General features: G+C 41.5%; 15 protein-coding genes, 1 pseudogene and 1 riboswitch. Of the genes and pseudogenes, 7 read left to right on the forward strand and 9 right to left on the reverse strand.

Going from position 1 to position 20,955, the window contains the following annotated elements; genetic code table 11:
* Positions 1-60: 60 nt before the first annotated feature.
* Together H6G18_RS20770 and H6G18_RS20775 are read right to left on the reverse strand one after the other, a co-directional pair.
* Positions 61-2,697 carry a CHAT domain-containing protein gene (locus H6G18_RS20770; protein ID WP_190409013.1) on the reverse strand — a complete coding sequence of 879 codons (2,637 nt, stop codon included), beginning with the start codon at positions 2,695-2,697 and terminating at the stop codon, positions 61-63.
* Complete coding sequence (locus H6G18_RS20775) at positions 2,690-4,855, reverse strand: two-partner secretion domain-containing protein (protein ID WP_190408998.1); 2,166 nt, start codon at positions 4,853-4,855, stop codon at positions 2,690-2,692. The genes H6G18_RS20770 and H6G18_RS20775 overlap by 8 nt, the downstream gene beginning before the upstream one ends.
* A 598-nt stretch (positions 4,856-5,453) precedes the next feature.
* Here H6G18_RS20775 and H6G18_RS20780 point away from each other — a divergent pair.
* Complete coding sequence (locus H6G18_RS20780; protein ID WP_190408999.1) at positions 5,454-6,119, forward strand: phosphoribosyltransferase; 666 nt, start codon at positions 5,454-5,456, stop codon at positions 6,117-6,119.
* A 24-nt stretch (positions 6,120-6,143) separates the two neighbouring features.
* Complete coding sequence (locus H6G18_RS20785; RefSeq protein ID WP_190409000.1) at positions 6,144-6,353, forward strand: hypothetical protein; 210 nt, start codon at positions 6,144-6,146, stop codon at positions 6,351-6,353.
* A gap of 20 nt (positions 6,354-6,373) precedes the next feature.
* Here H6G18_RS20785 and H6G18_RS20790 read toward each other — a convergent pair whose 3' ends face one another.
* On the reverse strand, positions 6,374-7,813 hold the full coding sequence (locus tag H6G18_RS20790; protein WP_190409001.1) for a deoxyribodipyrimidine photo-lyase, 8-HDF type: 1,440 nt from the start codon (positions 7,811-7,813) through the stop codon (positions 6,374-6,376).
* Positions 7,814-8,065: 252 nt separating this feature from the next.
* On the opposite strand from H6G18_RS20790, the gene H6G18_RS20795 reads away from it, so the two are divergent.
* Positions 8,066-8,614, forward strand: a complete 549-nt coding sequence (locus tag H6G18_RS20795; protein ID WP_190409002.1) for a 1,2-dihydroxy-3-keto-5-methylthiopentene dioxygenase — start codon at positions 8,066-8,068, stop codon at positions 8,612-8,614.
* 336 nt (positions 8,615-8,950) lie between these two features.
* Here H6G18_RS20795 and H6G18_RS20800 read toward each other — a convergent pair whose 3' ends face one another.
* From H6G18_RS20800 to H6G18_RS20820, 5 genes are all read right to left on the reverse strand, one after another.
* Positions 8,951-10,228 carry an ABC transporter substrate-binding protein gene (locus H6G18_RS20800; RefSeq protein ID WP_190409003.1) on the reverse strand — a complete coding sequence of 426 codons (1,278 nt, stop codon included), beginning with the start codon at positions 10,226-10,228 and terminating at the stop codon, positions 8,951-8,953.
* Between the two features lie 102 nt (positions 10,229-10,330).
* Positions 10,331-11,704, reverse strand: coding sequence for a phosphomethylpyrimidine synthase (gene thiC, locus H6G18_RS20805; RefSeq protein ID WP_190409004.1), 1,374 nt, complete (start codon positions 11,702-11,704; stop codon positions 10,331-10,333).
* 7 nt (positions 11,705-11,711) lie between these two features.
* Positions 11,712-11,808: riboswitch (TPP riboswitch) on the reverse strand.
* 197 nt (positions 11,809-12,005) lie between these two features.
* A complete protein-coding gene (locus tag H6G18_RS20810) occupies positions 12,006-12,479 on the reverse strand; it encodes a DUF2726 domain-containing protein (RefSeq protein ID WP_190409005.1) in 474 nt (157 codons plus the stop codon).
* On the reverse strand, positions 12,479-13,186 hold the full coding sequence (locus tag H6G18_RS20815) for a hypothetical protein (RefSeq protein WP_190409006.1): 708 nt from the start codon (positions 13,184-13,186) through the stop codon (positions 12,479-12,481). The genes H6G18_RS20810 and H6G18_RS20815 overlap by 1 nt, the downstream gene beginning before the upstream one ends.
* A gap of 181 nt (positions 13,187-13,367) precedes the next feature.
* Complete coding sequence (locus tag H6G18_RS20820; RefSeq protein ID WP_190409007.1) at positions 13,368-14,114, reverse strand: Uma2 family endonuclease; 747 nt, start codon at positions 14,112-14,114, stop codon at positions 13,368-13,370.
* Between the two features lie 97 nt (positions 14,115-14,211).
* Between H6G18_RS20820 and H6G18_RS20825 the strand changes: the two genes are divergently transcribed.
* The 4 genes from H6G18_RS20825 to H6G18_RS20840 all read left to right on the forward strand — a co-directional run bounded on the left by H6G18_RS20825 (position 14,212) and on the right by H6G18_RS20840 (position 20,117).
* Complete coding sequence (locus tag H6G18_RS20825; protein ID WP_190409008.1) at positions 14,212-14,826, forward strand: pseudouridine synthase; 615 nt, start codon at positions 14,212-14,214, stop codon at positions 14,824-14,826.
* 167 nt (positions 14,827-14,993) lie between these two features.
* On the forward strand, positions 14,994-16,385 hold the full coding sequence (locus H6G18_RS20830) for a PAS domain-containing sensor histidine kinase (protein WP_190409009.1): 1,392 nt from the start codon (positions 14,994-14,996) through the stop codon (positions 16,383-16,385).
* 295 nt (positions 16,386-16,680) lie between these two features.
* Positions 16,681-18,624, forward strand: coding sequence for a serine/threonine phosphatase (locus H6G18_RS20835; protein ID WP_190409010.1), 1,944 nt, complete (start codon positions 16,681-16,683; stop codon positions 18,622-18,624).
* Between the two features lie 203 nt (positions 18,625-18,827).
* On the forward strand, positions 18,828-20,117 hold the full coding sequence (locus H6G18_RS20840; protein ID WP_190409011.1) for a protein kinase domain-containing protein: 1,290 nt from the start codon (positions 18,828-18,830) through the stop codon (positions 20,115-20,117).
* A gap of 64 nt (positions 20,118-20,181) precedes the next feature.
* Here H6G18_RS20840 and H6G18_RS20845 read toward each other — a convergent pair.
* A pseudogene (locus H6G18_RS20845) lies at positions 20,182-20,850 on the reverse strand (response regulator); the annotation flags it as partial.
* Positions 20,851-20,955: the final 105 nt, after the last annotated feature.

The following is a 20,955-nucleotide window of genomic DNA, read 5'->3' on the forward strand; positions in this document are numbered from 1 at the left end:
GGGGGAAAGAACCTCCCCTTGTCTCCCCGCACCCTGTCTCTTTTCCTCTTGTTGACCAAATCACAACCAATTCCCAATCAACACATAAGCAGACCAATAGCTTGGTGCGTTGTAATTGGGATGTTGTAATAATTTTAGTTGGGCGCGGCGGAGGGCTTCTGCTTTGGTAATGTTGCTGCTTTTGAGTTCTCGATAGAAGTCACCGACCAATAAAGCTGTTGATTCATCATCAATTTGCCATAGGGAGGCTATCGTACTGCGTGCGCCAGCACGGATGGCGGCTCCTGCTAGACCCAGGGCGGCGCGGTTGTCTCCGGCTGCTGTTTGGCAAGCACTTAAAACTAGGAGTTCTACTACACTCGGTCGAATTTGCTCTCGACCACGAAGCAAGGTATCGAATTGGGTAACGTTTATCGGCCCGTCGGCGGCCAGAATAAAGGTGTTTTCGGCACGAGAACTAAACTGACCATGCGTTGCTAAATGCACTACGTTAAATGAGACGCTGTTCACTTCTTTTTCTAGTGCTTCGCGGGTAAATTGCTGGTCTAGCAAACTAGTTATGGAAACTCCAGCGCTAGCAATCAAATTCACTTCCGACTTAATACCAGGCAATGGTGAAAAGTTGGGGTAATTTGGCGGAGGTTCACTTAATCCAGCCGTTAATGCTTTTAATTGACCTCTTTGTAGTGGTTTGGGGTCAAGGAGTTGCAGACCGACGCTGAGGGCGATCGCATATTTTTCTATTAAGTATTGCTGTCCATCATATAGTGTACCTAGTGGTAAGTTCCTTAACATCCCATCTGGGACAAACACTAAAGTTTTTACTCCACTGGCTGCCAGTTCTGATTCGATAGGTTTGATTAGCCAGTTATAAATTTGTTGTGACTGAGATTTGATGGCTTTACTAGCTGTGGGACTGACTAAATTGTTTCGTAGTTCACTAAGAACTTTGTTGACTTCTGTTTGCTCAACATTGGTGCTATAACGCTGCAAAGGTTTGTTGGGAATCTTCACGATTACTTGGATTTGTTGTGGCAAAATAATCGGGTAAAGAATCGCCGCCGTGGGGTTATCTTGGTCTACCACTTGATCAAGCAACACAGTTTGACCTTGCAGACAAGCTTCCTGAAAGAAATTATCTAATTCTGCCAGTTGTAATGCTTCAATCCGTTGGCGGGCTTTATCGAGAGTTTTTTCACTAACTTTTTCTGGTTGGGATGCTAACAGCAACTCTACTGATTGCCGATAGATGGGTTCTACAGTGTCGCGGAAGTTAAACTGCACGTCTTGATTGACGGCTACTAAGTCACTTCGCAGAGATTTTAAGGTTTCTACTGCTGCATCATAAGCGGCGATCGCACCAGAAATATCTTTTTCTGCCCATAACAATCTCCCCAATTGCCACTCCAAGCGATAGATAATGTCTGGTGCATTACTAGCCTGGGCTAAAATTAATGCTTGTTGGGTGAGATTTTTTGCTTCTGTCCATTGGTGGTTTTGTTCATACAAATTCCCCAAACTCAATATTGCATAGGCTTCTACCCTTGTGTCATCTAGACTGCGGGCTTGTTGAATGGTTTTTGCCAGTAACTTTGCTAAGTCCTGAGTGCTTAGTGTTGATGGGAAATTGTGACTCAGCACTTTCATCAGACTTTGAGCAAAGTTAATCTGGGCGTAGATAGCCGCACGACTAGGGGGGAGTTGGTTGATTTGGGCTTGAATTGCTGGGATTAGAGTTTGAGCTTCGGTTAATTGTTGGTTATCTAGCAGCAAACTGAGGTGGTTGATTTGGGCTTGAATTTTTGTTAAGGGTGATGGGGATGTTGCTACTGTTTGTTGATAGTAATTAATTGCTGCTGATGTTTGCAGTTTGGCACGGGCATTATTTCCCAAACTAAAAAAACTAGCGGCGATTTCCGTCGGTATTTGTAAGCGCTGGGCGACGGCGAGACTTTGCTCTAAGGTAGTGTGGGACTCGGTTAAATTTCCGGCTACCATCAAAGCATCACCAAGCGATCGCAATCCTACCGCTTTTTCTAAGGAGTCTGGTTGTGATTGTAATTTTTTCCCAATTTCTGCCAAAATTTTCACAGCCCGACGATAAAAGCCTTGTGTGCGCCATGCTTGGGCTTGATTAATCTGCGATCGCACTTCGCCACTAAAATTTTTGGTTTGTTGATAAATCTCGGCTGTGCGCTGCCAAGTATTTAAGGCCGCCTCTGGTTTACCCATTGCTAGTTGCAGACGACCTTGAATATCCAATGATTGAGCTAATACTTGTAGGTTCTGCTCTTTTCCTGCAAGTAAATTTAAGCTGTCTGTAATTGCCTGCTGTGCTTGATTCCACTCCCCTAGTTGTTGATAAGCTAAAGACAAGTTGCTCAAAGTGGCCGCGAGTTTCAGATTGTCACCCTTTTGTCTGTATTCTTGCGCTGCCTGTTGTAATATCTGCACTGCTTCGGCAAACCTGCCTGCATCGTATAAGGCTTTACCTTGTTCTACTAAAGAGATTGTGGAAGTGACTTGTGAGGTGTTGGTTGGGGTTGCTACTCTAGCTAGAACAGGGGAATTAACTGTGCAAAGCAAAGCCAACAAGAAGCACAAAGACAAACGTAAGAACTTGACTAGCTTACCTTTGATCTTCCGCATTCCGTTTATAACAAAGTCAGGACAACAGACCCTAGTAATTTTATTCATGAATGTGGCAGATGGTGGACGACAACCAGGGATGCCGATCATTAACAGTAGGAGTTTGAGCAACTAAGGTAATATTGCCATTGGTATCGATAACCCATCCCTGTGCTTCCACAATTTTATGGGAATCAGGATCTTCTACAACATTAATGGGGGTAAAATTACTGATTGTTAACAAATGACTGAGATTAGCAGAGTTTTTGGTTTGCAGTTCTTCTCTTAAACTTGCCTTCAGAACAGGTTGCTTTTTACTATCTGAACTACAAATTGGGGTAATTTGCCTGGATGTATCAAGTGGATTGGTGGGAAGCTGGGCAAATCTCCGACTAGAGTCTACCTCAGGCGTGTTAAAAGATGGGTTGGTTTGTGAGAAAGTAATGATGTCATTGGTTGGCAAACGCTCTGAGTCAAGCTGATTGGGGTTAGTTGGATCTAAAATTTGTTCTAGTGGTGCTTGCTCTTGATTATCTAATGTGAGCGATCGCTCGGTTATGGACAAATTCCCCGATGCTCTATTGAGAGTAACCTTTGCACCATCTTGGACAATTAGGCGATCGGCTACAATATTTAAGTTATCTCCTGTAATTCTCGCCCCATTTTCTACAGTCAGCAGTCCGGTATTGATGTTTAAGGTGCTGTCGCTGGTGGTAGTTTCTAGTTGAGTAGAAACAAAAATGCCACTACGAAAAATATCCAAGGGTGAGGTTGTAGCAAATTGAGAAGCACCACTCACCTGAATACTTTCTGAAGCATTAATAATCACATTACCACCATGACCTCCATACCTAGCAGTATTAGATATCTGTGCGCCACCTTGAATATTTAAACGTTTGGTTTCCAAGGTAATTGTGCCAGTGTTACCTGCATTTTCTGTAGCATCCCTAGCAACTTGAGCGAAAATTCCACTGGGGATATCGCCATCGGAACTTTCTCCTATCAAGTCTATAGAATCTGTAGCTTTCACTAAGATATTTCCCGTATTTCCTGCACCAAATGTAGAAGCTTCGATACCTCCACCATCTCTCAGCAAAAGTCGTCTAGTCTCAATGGTTATATGCCCACCATTACCTGTAACATTTTCACAATTTCCCCCTAATGAACAGACTTGTGAGCCAATAAATGATTCTTCTCCTAGTTCTATAAAATCTTTGGCTCTGATCCAAATATCTCCAGCATTACCTTCATCTTGAGCAACAGTTAAGATATTAGAAAAACCATCTAATTTCAAAGATTCAGTAGCATTAATAATCAAGCGATCGCCTGTGTTTGAACCGAAATTAACCGCAAAAACTAACGAATCGTCAATAATTATATTTCTGCCTTGGATCTGAATAGCACCACCACTATCTTGTATGGGTAAACTACCAGGATTCACTAAAGTACCAGCAGCAAGTTTGATATCTCCAAAATTTTCTACACCTGAATACCCTAAACTATACCCTTGGTCAATTTCACTGAGGTTGACAAAACCATCTCCAGCTACACTACCTAACTCAATCCTGCCCCCTGGTGCTTCTAAAATACTACTTTCTAGCAATAAATTGCCGCCAATCAGTGCTAATGTTTGACCATTTTCGACTTGTAACCCAACAGGTAAATAATCAGAAATTGGTTGCTCAATATTCCCTGGAGTATTGCCAAATTGCAGCCCTACAGGAACACTGACTGTTAATGAGGGAATATTATTATGGGCTGTTGCACTAAATTCTGTGCCATCAGCAAATCTGAGACTATTTGCTGTAGTTGCTACAAATGAACCCCCAATATTTAAACTAGCGTTGGCCCCTAAAATTATGCCTTGGGGATTGATAAAAAACAGATTAGCTCTGCTTCCCGTTATAGCTGCAATCATGCCATCAATATAAGAGGGTGAGCCGCCTGTTATTCTGGTAATAATGTTCTGAACTGCCAAATTATGGTTAAAAACGGCGGTGTTTCCTGTAGAGTTGCTAGTTAAGACAGAAAAAGAAAATTCTCGAAAACTATGAAATAAATTCGCTCCCCTTTGAGTACCTCCCTCAATTACTCTAATGTTTCCAACAGGTCTAACAGTGGAGTTAGTAGGAAGTGTATCATCTGGAATAATTTCCGCTTTTATCGGATTCAGACTAAACAACCAAAATAAAATAATAAAATTCCATAGTAAAAATGCCGATTTCATCAAAGCATTATTCCTTGGTTCAGTAACAATATTAAAAGTAATAGCCTTTTTTATGGGAAAAAATCAGGATTTATTTTCGGAATATTTGGATGTTTTTATCTATTTTGAATTCAGCAAAAAATAAAGCTAATGTAATTTTTCTACTTCATTTTTTTATTACGCTCTCTCGCTTTTTTCGTTTACGTGCTTTGTCCAATAAATCTGAATTTTTAATTTTTAATTGTTATAACTCACCCATTAGGCAGATAAAGAGAACCCAGAGTCGCTTCGTTAGTCAGAGGATATTTAAGTTTAGAGTTTTTACAATCAGCTCAGTCTAGCTGGCAATCACAGTAGTAGAAACCTAACTGGAGGTAATATACAACACGATATTTGATCCGTTGTTTGATGCAGACAGCCAAGGAAAGATGGGAGCGAATACTTAAAAATTGGACATGGCATAAATGCGGGATGAATTGAGATTTTTAAGCAAAGCAAACTATTGATTTTTCGCGCTTACCCTGTGGGTTCCCCTTGCGGTATACGCGAAACAAAAATCATCCCATAATTCAGCAACGCCAAAAATTGAGTTTGAGGAAACTACCAGGAGTGTAAAACCATGTTATTCAAAGATCGGACAGCAGCAGGCCAGGTTTTGGCTAAAAAGTTAGCAGATTACGCTAATCGCCCCAATATTTTGGTGTTAGCCTTACCTAGAGGTGGTGTTCCTGTAGGTTTTGAAGTGGCTAAAGCCTTAAATGCCCCCTTGGATGTATTGGTAGTGCGTAAACTGGGAGTACCCGACAATGAAGAATTGGCAATGGGGGCGATCGCTTCTGGTGGTGTACGTATACTTAATCAAAGTATTGTCAATCAATTTCAAATCCCTGATGAAGTAATTGCCAGAGTTGCAGTCCAACAAGAGAGGGAATTGAAAAGACGGGAAAATATGTATCGAGGCGATCGCCCTTTTCCCGATTTAAAAGGACAGACTGTGATTTTGGTTGATGATGGTTTAGCAACTGGTGCAACCATGTGGGCTGCCGTTATGTCTGTAAAGCAACAGCAACCTAAAGAAGTTGTCATCGCTGTGCCAGTTGCTGCACCTGAAACCTGCGAAGAGATGCAAAGTAAGGTTGAAAAAATTATCTGTGCAAATACACCTACCCCATTTTATAGCGTTGGTTTGTGGTATGAGAAGTTTCCACAAACTACGGATGATGAAGTCCGCGAGTTATTGAACAAAGCTAATAATCACCATCAACCATTATTGTTCGGGAAATAGACACATTTGTTTGGGAAAACCACTATGAATAGTGAATTAAAACAAACTGCATCCCAACTGTTAGCTGCTATGCTATCCAACCCCCACATTTACCCCCAAATTAGTCAAGAGGGTGGCTATGGACACATGGAACAGCAACTAATTTTAATCTCTGTAGAGATGGCGGAAAGCTTAATCCAGCACATAGAAAAATCTCACCCTCAAACTGAACCAGAATTACAGCAAAAAAGTTAACAATAATTATTTACGCCGACCTATTTATTTGTAGCTTTTTGTTGCTGATAGCGTTGTTTAAATTGCTGTTGCTGCTTTTGATGATCCACAATTGGATCAGGATAACCAACAGCACGGCGTTCTAATGGCGTAATCTTACCAGTTACTAAATATTCTGTATCTATTGACCTTAATTCAGGTACCCATTGACGAATATATTCTGCGTCTGGGTCAAATTTTTGAGATTGGCTGGCCGGGTTAAAAATCCTCACTGGTTTAGGATCCATACCGCTAGAAGCACTCCATTGCCAGCCGCCATTGTTGGCGGATAAATCCCCATCAATTAGCTTCTGCATAAAGTATTTTTCTCCCAATTGAGGATTAATTAACAAATCTTTGGTGAGGAAACTGGCAACAATCATCCGACAACGGTTGTGCATCCAGCCGCTTTCATTCATCTGACGCATGGCGGCGTCAACGATGGGATAACCAGTTTTTCCTGCACACCAAGCCTGAAAATGTTCTTCGTTAGTTTCCCAAGGGAAATTCTTAAAAGCTTCGCGGTAAGCACCATCGGCTAATTCGGGGAAATTATACATAGCGTGTTGATAAAATTCCCGCCAGGCTAATTCTTGTTGCCATGTGCGAATACCTGCGGATGCTTCTTCGCTGCGGCTATTTTCTGACGCTTCTAAAGTGGCTTGCCAAACAGTGCGAATGCCAATAACGCCAAATTTTAATGCTGCACTCAGTTGTGATGTACCATCAATGGCGGGGAAATTACGGGACTCTTGGTATTCGGTGATGGCCTTAGCTGTAAACTCTTCTAGCTTTGCTTGGGCGAAGGCTTCCCCTGGTGCAATTATCAAGTCTGTATCCCAGACAAATCCTAAATCTTTCGCACTGGGTAAGGCTTTTACACCAGTTTTTTGAGCAATTTCTTGTTCGGATTCTGTCAGCCCTTGGACGTTTTGCAAGGTTTCTACTGGTTTAGCTTTGGGTTTGCTACTCCAATTTTTCCAAAAAGGGCTGTACACAGTGTAAGGGGTGTTATTACCTGTACGAATTTCCTCTGGGGAATGGAGTATTTGATCCCAGTTATGAGTTAGAAATTGGATGCCTTTATCTTTAAGGGTATCAATAATGGCGCGATCGCGTGTCTGAGAATATGGTTCTACATCCCAATTCCAAAACACAGCTTGAGCATTCAACGCCTCTGCTAAATTAGGTATGGCTTGTACTGGATCTCCATGCAGTATTAATAGTTGGCTTCCTGCTTGCATATATCGCTCTTGCAAAGCTTGCAAACTGCCAATCATGTAAGTGACTCTAACAGGGGCAACATCATCTCGTCGCAGAATATTAGTATCAAGGCAAAATACACCCACAACTTTAGGGCTTTGCTGTCTGGCCGCAGCCAGTCCCAGATTATCAGCAATACGTAAATCGCGGCGATGCCAAAATAAAATTAAGTCAGACATTTGATATTTATCATAGTTCTCTTGTACTAGATTAGACTCTAGTAGTACTATTGAACATCATTCTGCTGACAAATTTCATGAAAAATAAGGATGAAAAACTTTGACAAATGTAGTGTTTTCACTAAGTAACGAGTGATTCTGGAATTTTTAACTTCACAAACTCCAGTATATCTATCGGAAATAGTGGCTTGTTGAATTAAGATGAGTTAAAGTTAAGTATACTCTTCTTCATACTTAATTAATTATTCTGTCATGGCGACCTTGTTACTTGACGACGGCACAATTGAAAGCAATTTAGATGAGATAGCCCGTGAAATTACCCCGCTTGGAATTTATTTAAAGCACTATGACCCAGGTACATCATTACTGTTTCCTCATCTCTTAGGTCAGGATGTTTTAACAGATAGTGAAAAGCGCCACGTTGTGGATTTGCACAACAGTGTTTTTGAATTTATCCAACAGGAAAATGGCTATCTTTGGTGTGATTTGCTGAATGTGCATCCAGGTTCGCCTAACATCCAAACTTTAATTGCTACCTACAGCCAGTATCATACTCATAATGCTCCCGAACCCCTGTATGTTTTAGCAGGTGAAATGATTTTTGGTTTTGTCAAACCTGATGGTAGCCAAGTACAGCTTTTAGTCCAATCCCAAGATTATCTGCATATTCCAGCCGGGGTAGAACATTGGTGCAGTCTCACTGCATCGTTAAATTTCAAAGCAGTACGATATTTTACAGCAGCAGATGGCTGGGTTCCCAACTATACAGGAACCCGTAACATTTTGGATTTTGGATTTTAGATTTTGGATTGAAAACCGCTTGGTGTCTATGGGTTTTCCGTGTCCATCTGTCACCATCATTTTTCTAATTGGTAACGATTGAGAGATTATTTGAACCAGCCGCATTAACGCTTAAGAGGTTATTTATAAAGTAAAAATAAAATTACAGTAGGGTGTGTTAGGCGCACATTTGGAGATGATGTCTCACTCCAAGAATAACTTAAGCGCCTAACGCACCGCTAAATAATACGGTGCGTTAGGCTAACGCCTTAACACAACGGCAATAAAGCGGGAAGAACATCTACACCGCTTTTTGCCTCCCCTACTTAAGATTTACTTAATAAATAGTCTCTAAATCTAATTATTCCAAATTAGTTCTAAACGCTCTTGTGCGGTTTTGAGAGCTTTTTGGGGAGACTCACCCAACAATGTGGCTTCAATCGCTCGACCAAGACTGTCAGATAGACGACTATATCCAGCAATAATCGGCCGAGTTCCTGCCACAGACATCTGCTCTACAAATAGTTTTAAGGCAGGTTTTTCGCGGATAAATTCCTGAAAAGCTTCACTTTGAGCAGCCTTAAGATTAACTGGCAAAAAACCCGTGCCTATACTCCATTCTTTTTGGAATTCTTCACTCAAAACATACTCCAAAAACTTGAGTGCGGCTTGCTCTCTGGCGGGTGTGGTCTTCATCACATAAAGAACTCCCGTAGCTGTTACCGTCGCTGGCCCAACATTTGCAGGTATGGGGAACACCTGATAATCAACGTTGGACTTCATGATATAAGTCCAAGGTCCTGTAATTTGCATAGCAACTCGACCCGCAATAAAAGCGTCCTCTTCATAACCACGTTCTGGTGGAGACAGGATTACTGAACCATCTTTGATCAAGTCTTGCCAGAATTGCAAAGCGTTAATAGCCCCCTGATTCGTTAAATTTGGTTTATTATTTGTTATTATCTCGCCCCCAGAACTTAATAAAAAAGGAAACCAACTAAAGACAGTCCATTCCTGTTTTCCTAAAGGTAATAACATTCCATACTGTTCTGGTCGATTATCACCATTACGGTCAATAGTCAACTTTTGAGCAACTTGTCTTAACTCTTCCCAAGTCTTAGGCGTTTCTGTAATTCCCGCAGCTTGAAAAAGTTTTGGTCGGTAAAAAATACCAAGATTTGCAGTGTATAGAGGAACTGACCAAAGATGACCGTTTAAGCTTAATTCTTCAAATAAGTTGGGAATGACTTCTGACTTCAACGGTAATTTTTCCAACCATTCTTCTAAAGGTCGAATTGCTCCTAATTCTGCGAACTGACCTGTTGTTTGTGGGTCGAATGACAGAATATCTGGTGACGCATTGCCCACAACTGCTGTTAAGATTTTCGGCAACTGGGGTTGACCGATGAAGATAGATTCCACTTGGATATCAGGATGAGCTTGATTAAATTTGTCTACTAGTTTTTCAAATACATCCCGATTAGCAGGAGGGTTGATTGTTTGCCATAAACTCAGATGAATTACTCCGTCATTTTGCTTGGCTATGTCTTGACAACCAGATAAAAATATCAGGCATAAACTCAGAACAATTACTAAATATAAACGCCGCCAAGTAGATAAAAAAGAAGCTGTCATATTAATTATTTAGATAGTTCCATAAATCAAAAAAATAGCCCACATTTGTGGGCTTTGTTAGTATAGCTCTGGACTTCCAGTCTGAGAACTACTCGTTATTAATTAACCTTGTGTTACCTTTTCCTTAGCCAAGAATTTCTCTAGTTCAGTAAGTGCATCAGCATCAACTTTGGTTTGCATAGGACAGAACTTAGGCCCACACATAGAACAGAACTCAGCAGTTTTGTAAATATCGGCTGGTAAAGTTTCGTCGTGGTATTCCTTAGCTCTTTCTGGGTCTAGTGATAATTCAAACTGACGGTTCCAGTCGAAGTTATAACGAGCTTTAGAAAGTTCATCGTCTCTATCTCTTGCGCCTGGACGATGTCTGGCAATATCGGCTGCATGGGCTGCTATCTTATAAGCAATCAACCCATTGCGGACATCTTCAGCGTTGGGTAATCCCAAGTGTTCTTTTGGTGTGACGTAGCACAGCATAGCTGTACCGTACCAACCAGCCATTGCAGCGCCGATGGCGGAAGTGATGTGGTCATAACCAGGGGCGATGTCTGTTACCAATGGCCCCAAAACATAGAAGGGTGCTTCAGAACACTCTTCCATCTGTTTTTTGACATTGAACTCAATTTGATCCATTGGGACGTGTCCAGGGCCTTCTACCATCACCTGTACATCATGTTCCCAAGCTTTGCGGGTGAGTTGTCCGAGGGTTTTGAGTTCGGCTAACTGGGCATCATCAGAAGCATCATGAGTACAGCCAGGACGGAGGGAATCCCCTAAACTGAAAGAAACATCATATCTCTTGAAAATTTCAATGATGTCGCGGAAGTGGGTATAAAGTGGGTTTTGTTTGTGGTGATGCAGCATCCACCGCGCTAAAATACCACCACCACGGGAAACAATACCAGTGATGCGGCTTCTAACTAAAGGTAAATGTTCTATTAAAATCCCGGCGTGGATGGTTTGATAATCGACCCCTTGCTGGGCGTGTTTTTCGATGATGTGCAGAAAATCCTCTGGGGTCAGGTTTTCTATTGTGCCGTGGACGCTTTCCAAGGCTTGGTAGACTGGTACTGTACCGATGGGAACGGGAGAAGCATTGATGATGGCGGTACGAATTTCATCTAAGTTCCCGCCACCTGTGGATAAGTCCATGACAGTATCCGCACCGTACTTCACGGCCAAGTTCAGCTTATCAACTTCTTCCTGAAGATTAGAAGAGTTAGGTGAAGCACCGATATTAGCATTTACTTTACATTTAGAGGCAATGCCAATAGCCATTGGCTCTAAATTAGTGTGATTAATATTAGCTGGGATAATCATTCTTCCCCGTGCTACTTCCTCACGAATGAGGTCAGCCGGCAGATTTTCCCGTTGGGCGACATACTGCATTTCTTCGGTAATGACACCCTGACGTGCATAGTGCATTTGAGTTACATTACCTTGCCCACGTCGTTTAGCAACCCATTCTGTCCGCATATGAAATTCCCTCAATAAACAGCTTCCCTTCGCTGGTATTACCCAGTCTCAGGTGTTAAGGGTGTAATCTCAGCCTGTTAGTGCAAGCACCCCTAGCATGGATGTAGTTTACCACCTTGTTTATGTTTGAGGCAGAGGGGTTAACAATTCCTGAGAATGTGAAGTGGTTTAGGATTGGTGGGTTGCAATTTCGGCATTACACTTTGCATATAAATCTTTTTTTAGGTCACGCATACCGCAAGCGAAACTCGTAGAGTAGGCGCAGAGACGCAAAGGAGTAAGCAAAAAAATCTGAGCTTTACTAATGTGTAAGCTGAATTTGGGCAAAAGTAGATAGTTCGCAATACTTTCTGATTAAGTTTTTGGCGTTGTCGCGTTTTTCACCTGTGAATAGATTAAATACTACTTCTTCATGTGGAGAGTAAAGACTTAATAATCCAAAATCTTGAATTCGTGAGTAAAGAAATGGTACGCCCGCAAGCGATAACAAAGTTGCTTTTTTATGATCACGCTCTTTTGCGTCGGCAAAATCATGATATGAAGACTGAAATTCCACAACTAAGCAAGGTTTATAGCTATTCGTGGTGATGAGTGCATCTACGTTAGAGCTAAAGAAAAACCTTTTCAGTTCTGAATCAAGATAGCCATTCAGCTCGCAGAATTGAGATAAGCTAACTTGCGTATGAATTTTATAATTATCCTCTATGCAAGTTTGCAAAAACTCTAACATTCTTTCTTCGTAATGATTAACAAGTCTTTTAACTTTTACAGACATTACCATTGCTCCATTATTTTTTTGACAAAATAATCAAGAAACTCTTGTAGTTTTTCTATTGAATTAATACATACCTGCCATGTGTAAGGAAATAGTTTATCTTCATGAATAGCTAAATAACTACAGCTATCACCCAAATGCTCAATTTTAAATTCTTCAGGTGACATTGATACCATTTCTCTAGCTTCTTCATCCTCAGAGTCGGTATATATATAATATGAATTCAATACAAAACTGCCTCTAACTTCACCTTCTAAAACATTTGGATAAATAGATTGCATTGATTGTAAAAATAAATCTTCTTTACTTGGTAAAATCCAATATTTACCTAAAATATTTGTTATATAGTCTTCATGGTAATCATCTTCAGTATATGTCAAGCCATTTTCGGTTATACAAGTAAGCACCAAAACATCTGGCAGGAATATATTTTGAGGAAGAGAAATACATAAACCTTCCTTACGTTGGGCTAAAACAAGTTGATAGCGTTTAGTACCTATTTGAGGATTCTTAAGTTTATATCCTATATATTGAGATGTTCGATTCTCATCAAATTGGTCGTAAAAACCTAGTTTCTTAAGTGTGGTGGTTGCTAAAGACATCAAATCTTCGCCGCCTTGAATCACTTGGATATTAGTTGAGAGTAAGCGGGGAACGCCGTCTTCTACTTCAAATCTTTGGATGACATCGTATATTATTTTTGACATAGGCAAAATCCTAAAAATCTTGGCTAATATTTATGGAAATAGTGTAACTCTAATTTCCAAAATTTCCAATAGCCTTGGCTAAGATTTTTAGATTTATACTGAAACATGAAATTTCCCAATGACTTATAGCCTTGGGAAACCAAATTTATATTCATGCTGAAAGCGATCACCTTCTTTCTTTCTACAATTGATCAGGATCAATGCCTAACTGACGTAACCGTTCTGCCAAGCGATCGGCTTTTTGCTGTTCTTGTTCTAATTGTAGTGCTAGCATTTGCGATCGCTCTTCATTACTCAGTAACAGATTCCCCTGTGCATCCCACCAGCGTAACCAAGGGGCTGTCATATTATTATATTGTCCTTGCCAAATGCCTAATTCAACGCCCATCGAGGCAATATAATAATGTCTCCGTTCATTGGCTGGTAATAGTTCATAGTGACCGTCTACTAAGTGATACACTTCTAAACTGGCTTTATTTGCTTCGTAAATCCCATAAAACGGTACTCGAATCGCTTGCTCATACACCCAAAATTTACCAGTCAGAGGCGTTTTGTCTCGTTCTTCTGAGCCATCACCGGAGACAAATTCTAAAACAATTAATGGTGCAACGTACTCTTGCCATAACACATAGGAACGCCGAAATTTCCCATTTAACATTGGTGGTACGTTCGGCACATAAAACCAATCTGGTGCTTCAGCACCTTTTTCTGGGGGTTCAGTTAAACGCCAATAGATACCGCAATCTTGCCCAATGGAATATTGACCATCAGGATGTAGTTGCTGCAACACACTGGTAATGGAGTCTGTCAGAAGGATACTTTGAGGATGTTCTTGAAAATTTTTCACGAAAGTACCGTCTGACTCTGGTAACTCAGTATGGTCGGGAAGATGAGTAATGCCTAGTTCAGAGAGTTTGGCTAGGGTCATAGAACTTTGGCGCTGTTAAAGACTCAACTATATTTTAGGCTGAGAATGGGGGAGTGGGAAGATAAGGATAAGAACCAGAATCGTTAACTAATGACCAATGACTAATGACGATCGCTATATTATTTTTCATAAACCCTATGGTGTCCTGAGTCAGTTTACTCAGGAATCACCGAAGCATATAACTCTCAAAGATTATATTGATGTACCTGATGTTTATCCTGTGGGGAGGTTGGATTGGGATAGTGAAGGGTTACTTTTATTAACCAACAATGGTGGGTTGCAGCATCGGCTTTCTGATCCGCGTTTTGGTCATGAGCGGACTTACTGGGTACAGGTAGAACGCATACCCGATCAAGAGGCTATCAACAAGCTACAAACGGGGGTGGAGATTCAAGATTATCGCACGCGACCAGCAAAGGTCAGCTTATTACCAGAATATCCGCCTGTGAGCGATCGCCATCCGCCTATCAGATTTCGCAAAAATGTTCCCACTGCTTGGTTAGAAATGACTTTGACTGAGGGGAAAAATCGTCAAGTCCGCCGGATGACTGCGGCTGTGGGGTTTCCGACTTTGCGGTTGGTTAGGGTGAGTATAGGTCTTTTACGGTTGGATGGTTTGTCTTTAGGTGAGTGGCGTGACCTAACTTCCTCGGAACTTATATTGTTGCTTGATTCGTCTCGGCGTCGGGGAATACGCAAATTCTCTCATTAAACTTTGTAAACAGTTACGGGAATGAGCTACAAATAATCTGAAGTTGAACAAAAAGAACAACACTTTTTATTGGCCTGTATTTGACAAAAAAATAATTGAAAAGCAGTATAGTACTGTTTTTTGTTGTTCCCTTTTAACTTCAGCCCTTGAGCGTAAGTTTAAGTCTTATGAGCCTGAATCAGCGATCATCTACGATGGGCGGAACGCCATCGCTCTGGCATCAAACTCACACACCACAAAATATTGTACTCAAAACCCCTGTGTACTTAGAACTTACGCCCGAATCAACCCCTCACCTAGAACTTAGTACAGCAGAAACTCTCCATCGTGCTGAAGAAGAACTGCGGTGGTATCGAATGTTGTACGAAAATACACCAAGTATATATTTTAGTTTGGATACCACGGGGTTAATTTTATCTGTCAATCGGTTCGGAGCCGCATTTCTTGGGTACACGCCAGAACAATTGCGACAACAACCCATTTCGCAATTATTTGCTCAATCAGACCAAGAAAGGCTGTCTGATACTTTGAGGAGTTTGTTAAAAACTACATCGCCAAATGCTGTTAACTATGGCCATTTTCAGTTAAATTATCCGGCAAATGGGATGAAATCGGTCAAAGTTATACTGCGACTAATACCTGATGGGGAACAGTATCCTGTCAAAAAACCGATGATTATTATGATGTGTGAGGGAATAACTGCATTAGACCAAGTTGAAAAAAGCGAGGAAGATTTTCATCACCTAGTCAATAACCTAGCAGACTTAGAAGTCAGCGAGGAAGCAGCAAAAACCCAGCTAGCAGAACGAGAAAGCCTCAGTCACTTAAAAGACGAATTTCTTAGCACGGTTTCCCACGAACTGCGAACACCGCTAACTAATATGAAAATGGCAATTCAGATGTTGGGAATTGCTTTGCATCGGGAGCAGAACTTGCTCTGGGAAACAACACAGCCAATAGCCGAACCTTCAAAAGTAGCTTGCTATTTTAATATTTTAGAAAATGAGTGCGATCGCGAAATAAATCTTATTAATAACTTTCTAGAATTACAGCGCCTCAATACCAATGCTAAACCTTGGGTGTTAGAAACAATTCAATTACCGTCATGGTTGTGGCGTGTAGTAGAGCAATTTAAAAGCCGCAATTTCTATATCTGTAAGCAAAAATTACACATCAGCGTCACTCCTTCTCTTCCACCATTAGTGTGCAATCCCAGCAGCTTAGAACGTATTTTAATAGAACTGCTAACTAACGCTTGTAAATTTAGCCCTCCAGATGGAGAAATTACCATTGCAGCCCAACTAGAATCTCAAAAGATTGTATTCCAAGTGATTAATTCTGGTGTAGAAATCCCTAAATCTGAATTACCGCGTATTTTTGATAAATTTTATCGCATTCCCAGCAATGATCCTTGGAAACAAGGCGGTACAGGTTTAGGATTGGCACTGGTACAAAAACTAATCCAACAATTAGGAGGAACAATAAAAGTAGAAAGCGGGTCAAATCGTACCTGTTTTAGTATCCAACTAGTACTTCACCAACCCAAAATAATTGGGTGAAGGTGGGAGTGAGGAGTAGGGAATTTTGGATTTTAGATTTTAGATTTTGAATTGAACACTAAGCCTCCCGTGAAGGATACAGGAATCAAGTTTGATTAATATATATATTCCCAAAACTACCTTGCCGATATCTGCAATCTTTAGCTAATATGCGTCACAATTAATACTGCCACGAAAATTCACTGATGAAACCACAATTTTTTGTATGTCTACTGTAGGCATGGGCGGCCAATTGTGGCACTTTGGATATTAGTGGCTAGAAGCACCTCAGAACGGGAATTAAGGAACTTCCACTATGCTGATTTGCCCTCAGTGTGAATTTGAAAACCCTCATGCTAACAAGTTTTGTCAAAAATGTGGTGCTTCTTTGTCCCACAAGTTTTGTCCTCAATGCAGTACTGAAGTACCTGTAAATGCTCAACATTGTCATAACTGTGGTGCGGAAATCGGCACAGTGTGGCTAGCAATTATAGGAATTGGTGAGGATGGAGAGGAGAAGAAGGAGCTATCTACATCATTTGTCTTGATTGGTTCTTATGTAGACAAGGAACAGCGCTATCAGGTATTGGAAGTGCTATCAACCGGAAATGATCAAGTTATAGTCAGGGTTTTGGACTGTCAACCATATCAAGTATCACCAATTGAAGCGATATTAGCTAATCAGCAACAAGGGCTGGCGACTCCCTCCGTGGAAGCCAAAGGTATTCCCAGTTTAGCTAAGGCTTACATGGTCTTACAATCCCAAAATCACCCAGAAATTCCCCAGATTCATGATGCTTGGCAGGACGGTGATATTCAGGTATTACTTATTGAAGACCGTTCTCATTGGCAGTCTTTACTTAATTTGTGGCAAAAGGAAACTACTGATTCCTTACAAATTTTACATTGGTTTTATCAAATGACCCAACTGTGGGTATTGCTAGAACCATTGAAATGTCACTATAGTTTGTGGGATTTGGGGAATTTATGCTTAGACGAAGACCAGACAATTAGCTTACAAAGGTTGTATGTAATACCACCCAAAAGTGAATTGGCGATTGACTACTCACCATTAGAGGTTAATGCTACAACAGCACAGGAAGACGATGTAACATTACCTCTCTTAGTCCAACCTTCAGATGTTCGAGCTTTGGGAGAAGTTTGGCAAGCGCTATTTAGAGAATCTCAACGGACTCAATTTGGTTCAGTCATCCAAATTTTAGGAGATTTGGAGCAAGGTAAGATTCAAACGATCGCTCAGTTGCGATCGTGTTTACAAGAAGTCGCCACGGAACTAGAAGCAACTACAACCCCAATTATTGAGCCAATGGAAAAAGAACAAACGAATACACCAACAGTCTTACAAGTAGATGAGTTAGAAGATACCTCTGGCAAGGGTGATGATATGCCAACGGTGGTGTTGTCAGTGCAGTTAAGCAGTTTAGAAGATGCTGGTCGCACTGATGTTGGTCGTCAACGCCATCACAATGAGGACTACTTTGGGATTGAAACTAAAACTGAAAAAGTAGAATTTCCGAGAAACCGCACTCTACAAGCTCGTGGATTGTATATTCTTTGTGATGGTATGGGCGGACACGCCGGCGGTGAGGTGGCTAGTGAGTTAGCAGTTGTTACTTTGCGCCAATACTTTCAGCAATACTGGACTAATAATCAATTGCCAACGGAAGATAGTATTCGTGAAGCCGTGTATCTCGCTAATCAGGCGATTTACGAGAAAAATCAACAAGATGCCCGTTCTGGAGTAGGACGCATGGGTACTACCTTGGTCATGTTATTGATTCAAGGTAATGAAGCAGCCGTCGCCCATGTGGGTGATAGCCGCCTCTACCGTGTGACTCGCAAGCGGGGACTGGAACAAGTGACAATAGATCATGAAGTTGGTCAACGAGAAATAGATAGAGGTGTGGAAGCAAGTATCGCTTATGCCCGTCCAGATGCTTATCAATTAACCCAAGCTTTGGGCCCTCGTGATGAAACAGCAATTAATCCCGATGTGGAGTTTTTTGATATCAACGAAGATAGCCTGCTGGTTCTCGTTTCCGATGGGCTATCAGATAACGATTTACTAGAAACTAATTGGCAAACTCACCTACTGCCTTTATTGAGTTCTGGCGTTAATTTAGAACAGGGAGTAACAGAATTAATTGATTTGGGCAACCAACACAATGGTCATGACAACATTACTGCTATACTTGTGCGGGCAAAAGTGCGCCCGAATATGGGGGATAGTAATTCTTAATTAAAACTGAGGATGAAGAGGATGGACAAAATAGATGTCCTTTTTATCTCCCCTACCTACTCCCCTTGAATTTTGGATTTGCGTTAGCGTAGCAGACGCAGCGCAGCAAGTATTTTAAATTTTAGATTGTTCTATTCAGAATCTAAAATCTAAAATCTAAAATCTAAAATTTTCCAGTCCCTAACTCTTACACAGGTTGTATTGTGGTTACTCTGACGCTGCTAGAACCGCAACAAAAAACACCACTGAAGCAGTGGTGCTTTGAAAATTCCTCCGTGATTCGGATTGGTCGCGCGGCGGATAATCATGTTGTTTTGACTGATAGTTTGGTTTCCCGTCATCATCTGGAAATTCGACAGGTCAGTTCGGCTGGAAATGGTTCTTGGCAGGTGATTAGTAAGGGGACAAATGGGACTTTTCTGAATGGGGTTTTGGTGATTCAGGATTCGCTGCCAAATAATGCCCTCCTACAACTGGCACAGGGGGGGCCAATTTTGCAATTCCAAGTTCAGGATGTTATACCACCGGAATGGCAGTCAGTTTCGGGGGGAGATAGTCTATTGCCTGGGGTTGGCAGTTTGGCAGAAAACAATAATCCAGAATTTTCTCACAATTCTAGTAGTTTGACTTTCACTTGCACCCATGAAGGTAATTCTCCCCAGAATCTATTTTGCATCCATTGCGGGCAACCGCTTTCGGTGATTCAAACAATTCGCTATTACCAAGTGTTGCGGACTTTGGGACAGGGGGGAATGGGGACTACCTATCTGGCTTGGGATGCGAGTGGGGTGATTGCTGGGCATCCAAAGTTGTTGGTGTTGAAGCAAATGAATGCTGATATGGCGAGAATTGCTAAGGCCCAAGAATTATTTGAACGGGAAGCCTATACTCTCAAAGGCCTTGACCATCCAGGTATTCCTAAGTATTACGATTTTTTTGTAGAAGGTGGGAAAAAATATTTGGCGATGGAATTAGTGCATGGGCAAGATTTGGAGAAACGTATCTATGCCACAGGCCCAGTTATACCCAGCCAAGCGATCGCCTGGATGATTCAAACTTGCGATATTCTAGATTATCTCCACAATCAAGAACCGCCACTCATTCACCGTGATATTAAACCGGCTAATTTGATGGTGCGGACGGCGAATAATCAAGTAGCGGTGCTAGATTTTGGCGCGGTTAAGGAAATTGGTACTACACCAGGGACACGCATTGGTGCAGAGGGTTATTGCGCTCCAGAACAAGAACGGGGACAGCCTTTAACCCAATCTGATTTATATGCAATCGGCCCCACGCTAATTTTTCTCCTCACCGGTGAAAATCCTTTCAAGTTTTACCGCCAAAAAGGGCGTGCTTTCCGCTTTGATGTGAGTAAAATCCCGACTGTTACCCCTAAATTAAGAGATGTCATTGAGCGTACTACCGAACCTTTGCCACGCGATCGCTTCCAGTCTGCTCAGGAATTAGCTATGGCATTGGCTGCTTGTTGCTAAAATCACTAAACTCCCAAACCCCCGGTTTCTTGAGGAAATCGGGGTTCTTCACTGTTCTCTATGCTTACGCTACTAAGCCAGAACGCAAAGCCCTAACAGCCGCTTGGGTACGGTCATCGGCACAGAGTTTATTCAGGATGTTACGAACGTGGGTTTTGACTGTACCAACAGTAATATAGAGTTTTTCGGCAATTTGCCCGTTACTACAACCAGCCACAATCAACTCTAAAATTTCTAATTCCCGTTGTGTGAGTGGGTAGGTTTCTAAAACTTGTTCGTATTCTGAAGGTAGAGCCTCAATTTTGACAGTTTTTGGCTTATCTGATGTTTGATTCTCTCCGGGGATGCCTTGGCGCATCTTCTGTAATACTACGTTGGCGATCGCTGGATCAATCCATGAGTTACCACCGAAAGTTGCTTGAATTGCTTCTGTGAGCCTACTAATACTGGTTTCTTTCATGTAGTAAGAGTCTGCTCCGGCGGCAAAGGCAGCCAGTACGGCATCTTCGGTATGATCCATTGTCAGAATGAGAATCTTGGTGTGGGTTTGCCCACTCTCTGTTTGATAACGTCTAAACTTGCGAGTGAGTTCAATTCCATCCATATCAGGCAAGCCAATATCTACCACCGCTACATCAGGCTTTGCCGTTTCTAAGAGTTTGAGTCCTTGAGTGGCATTAGCAGCTTCACCAATTACTTTTAATCCAGTGTTGGCCTGCAAAGCCGCTCTTAGAGGTGATTCGTAAAGAAAATCTAAAGAGCTTTTGAGTAATCTGGACTAGATTTTAATCTAGATCAGGTTGAGTAGTTGTAGAAAATATGAGTAGTCTACCTAAGA

The sequence above is a fragment of the Anabaena subtropica FACHB-260 genome, from assembly GCF_014697105.1.
In the GTDB taxonomy this organism is placed as follows: Bacteria; Cyanobacteriota; Cyanobacteriia; order Cyanobacteriales; family Nostocaceae; genus Trichormus; species Trichormus subtropicus.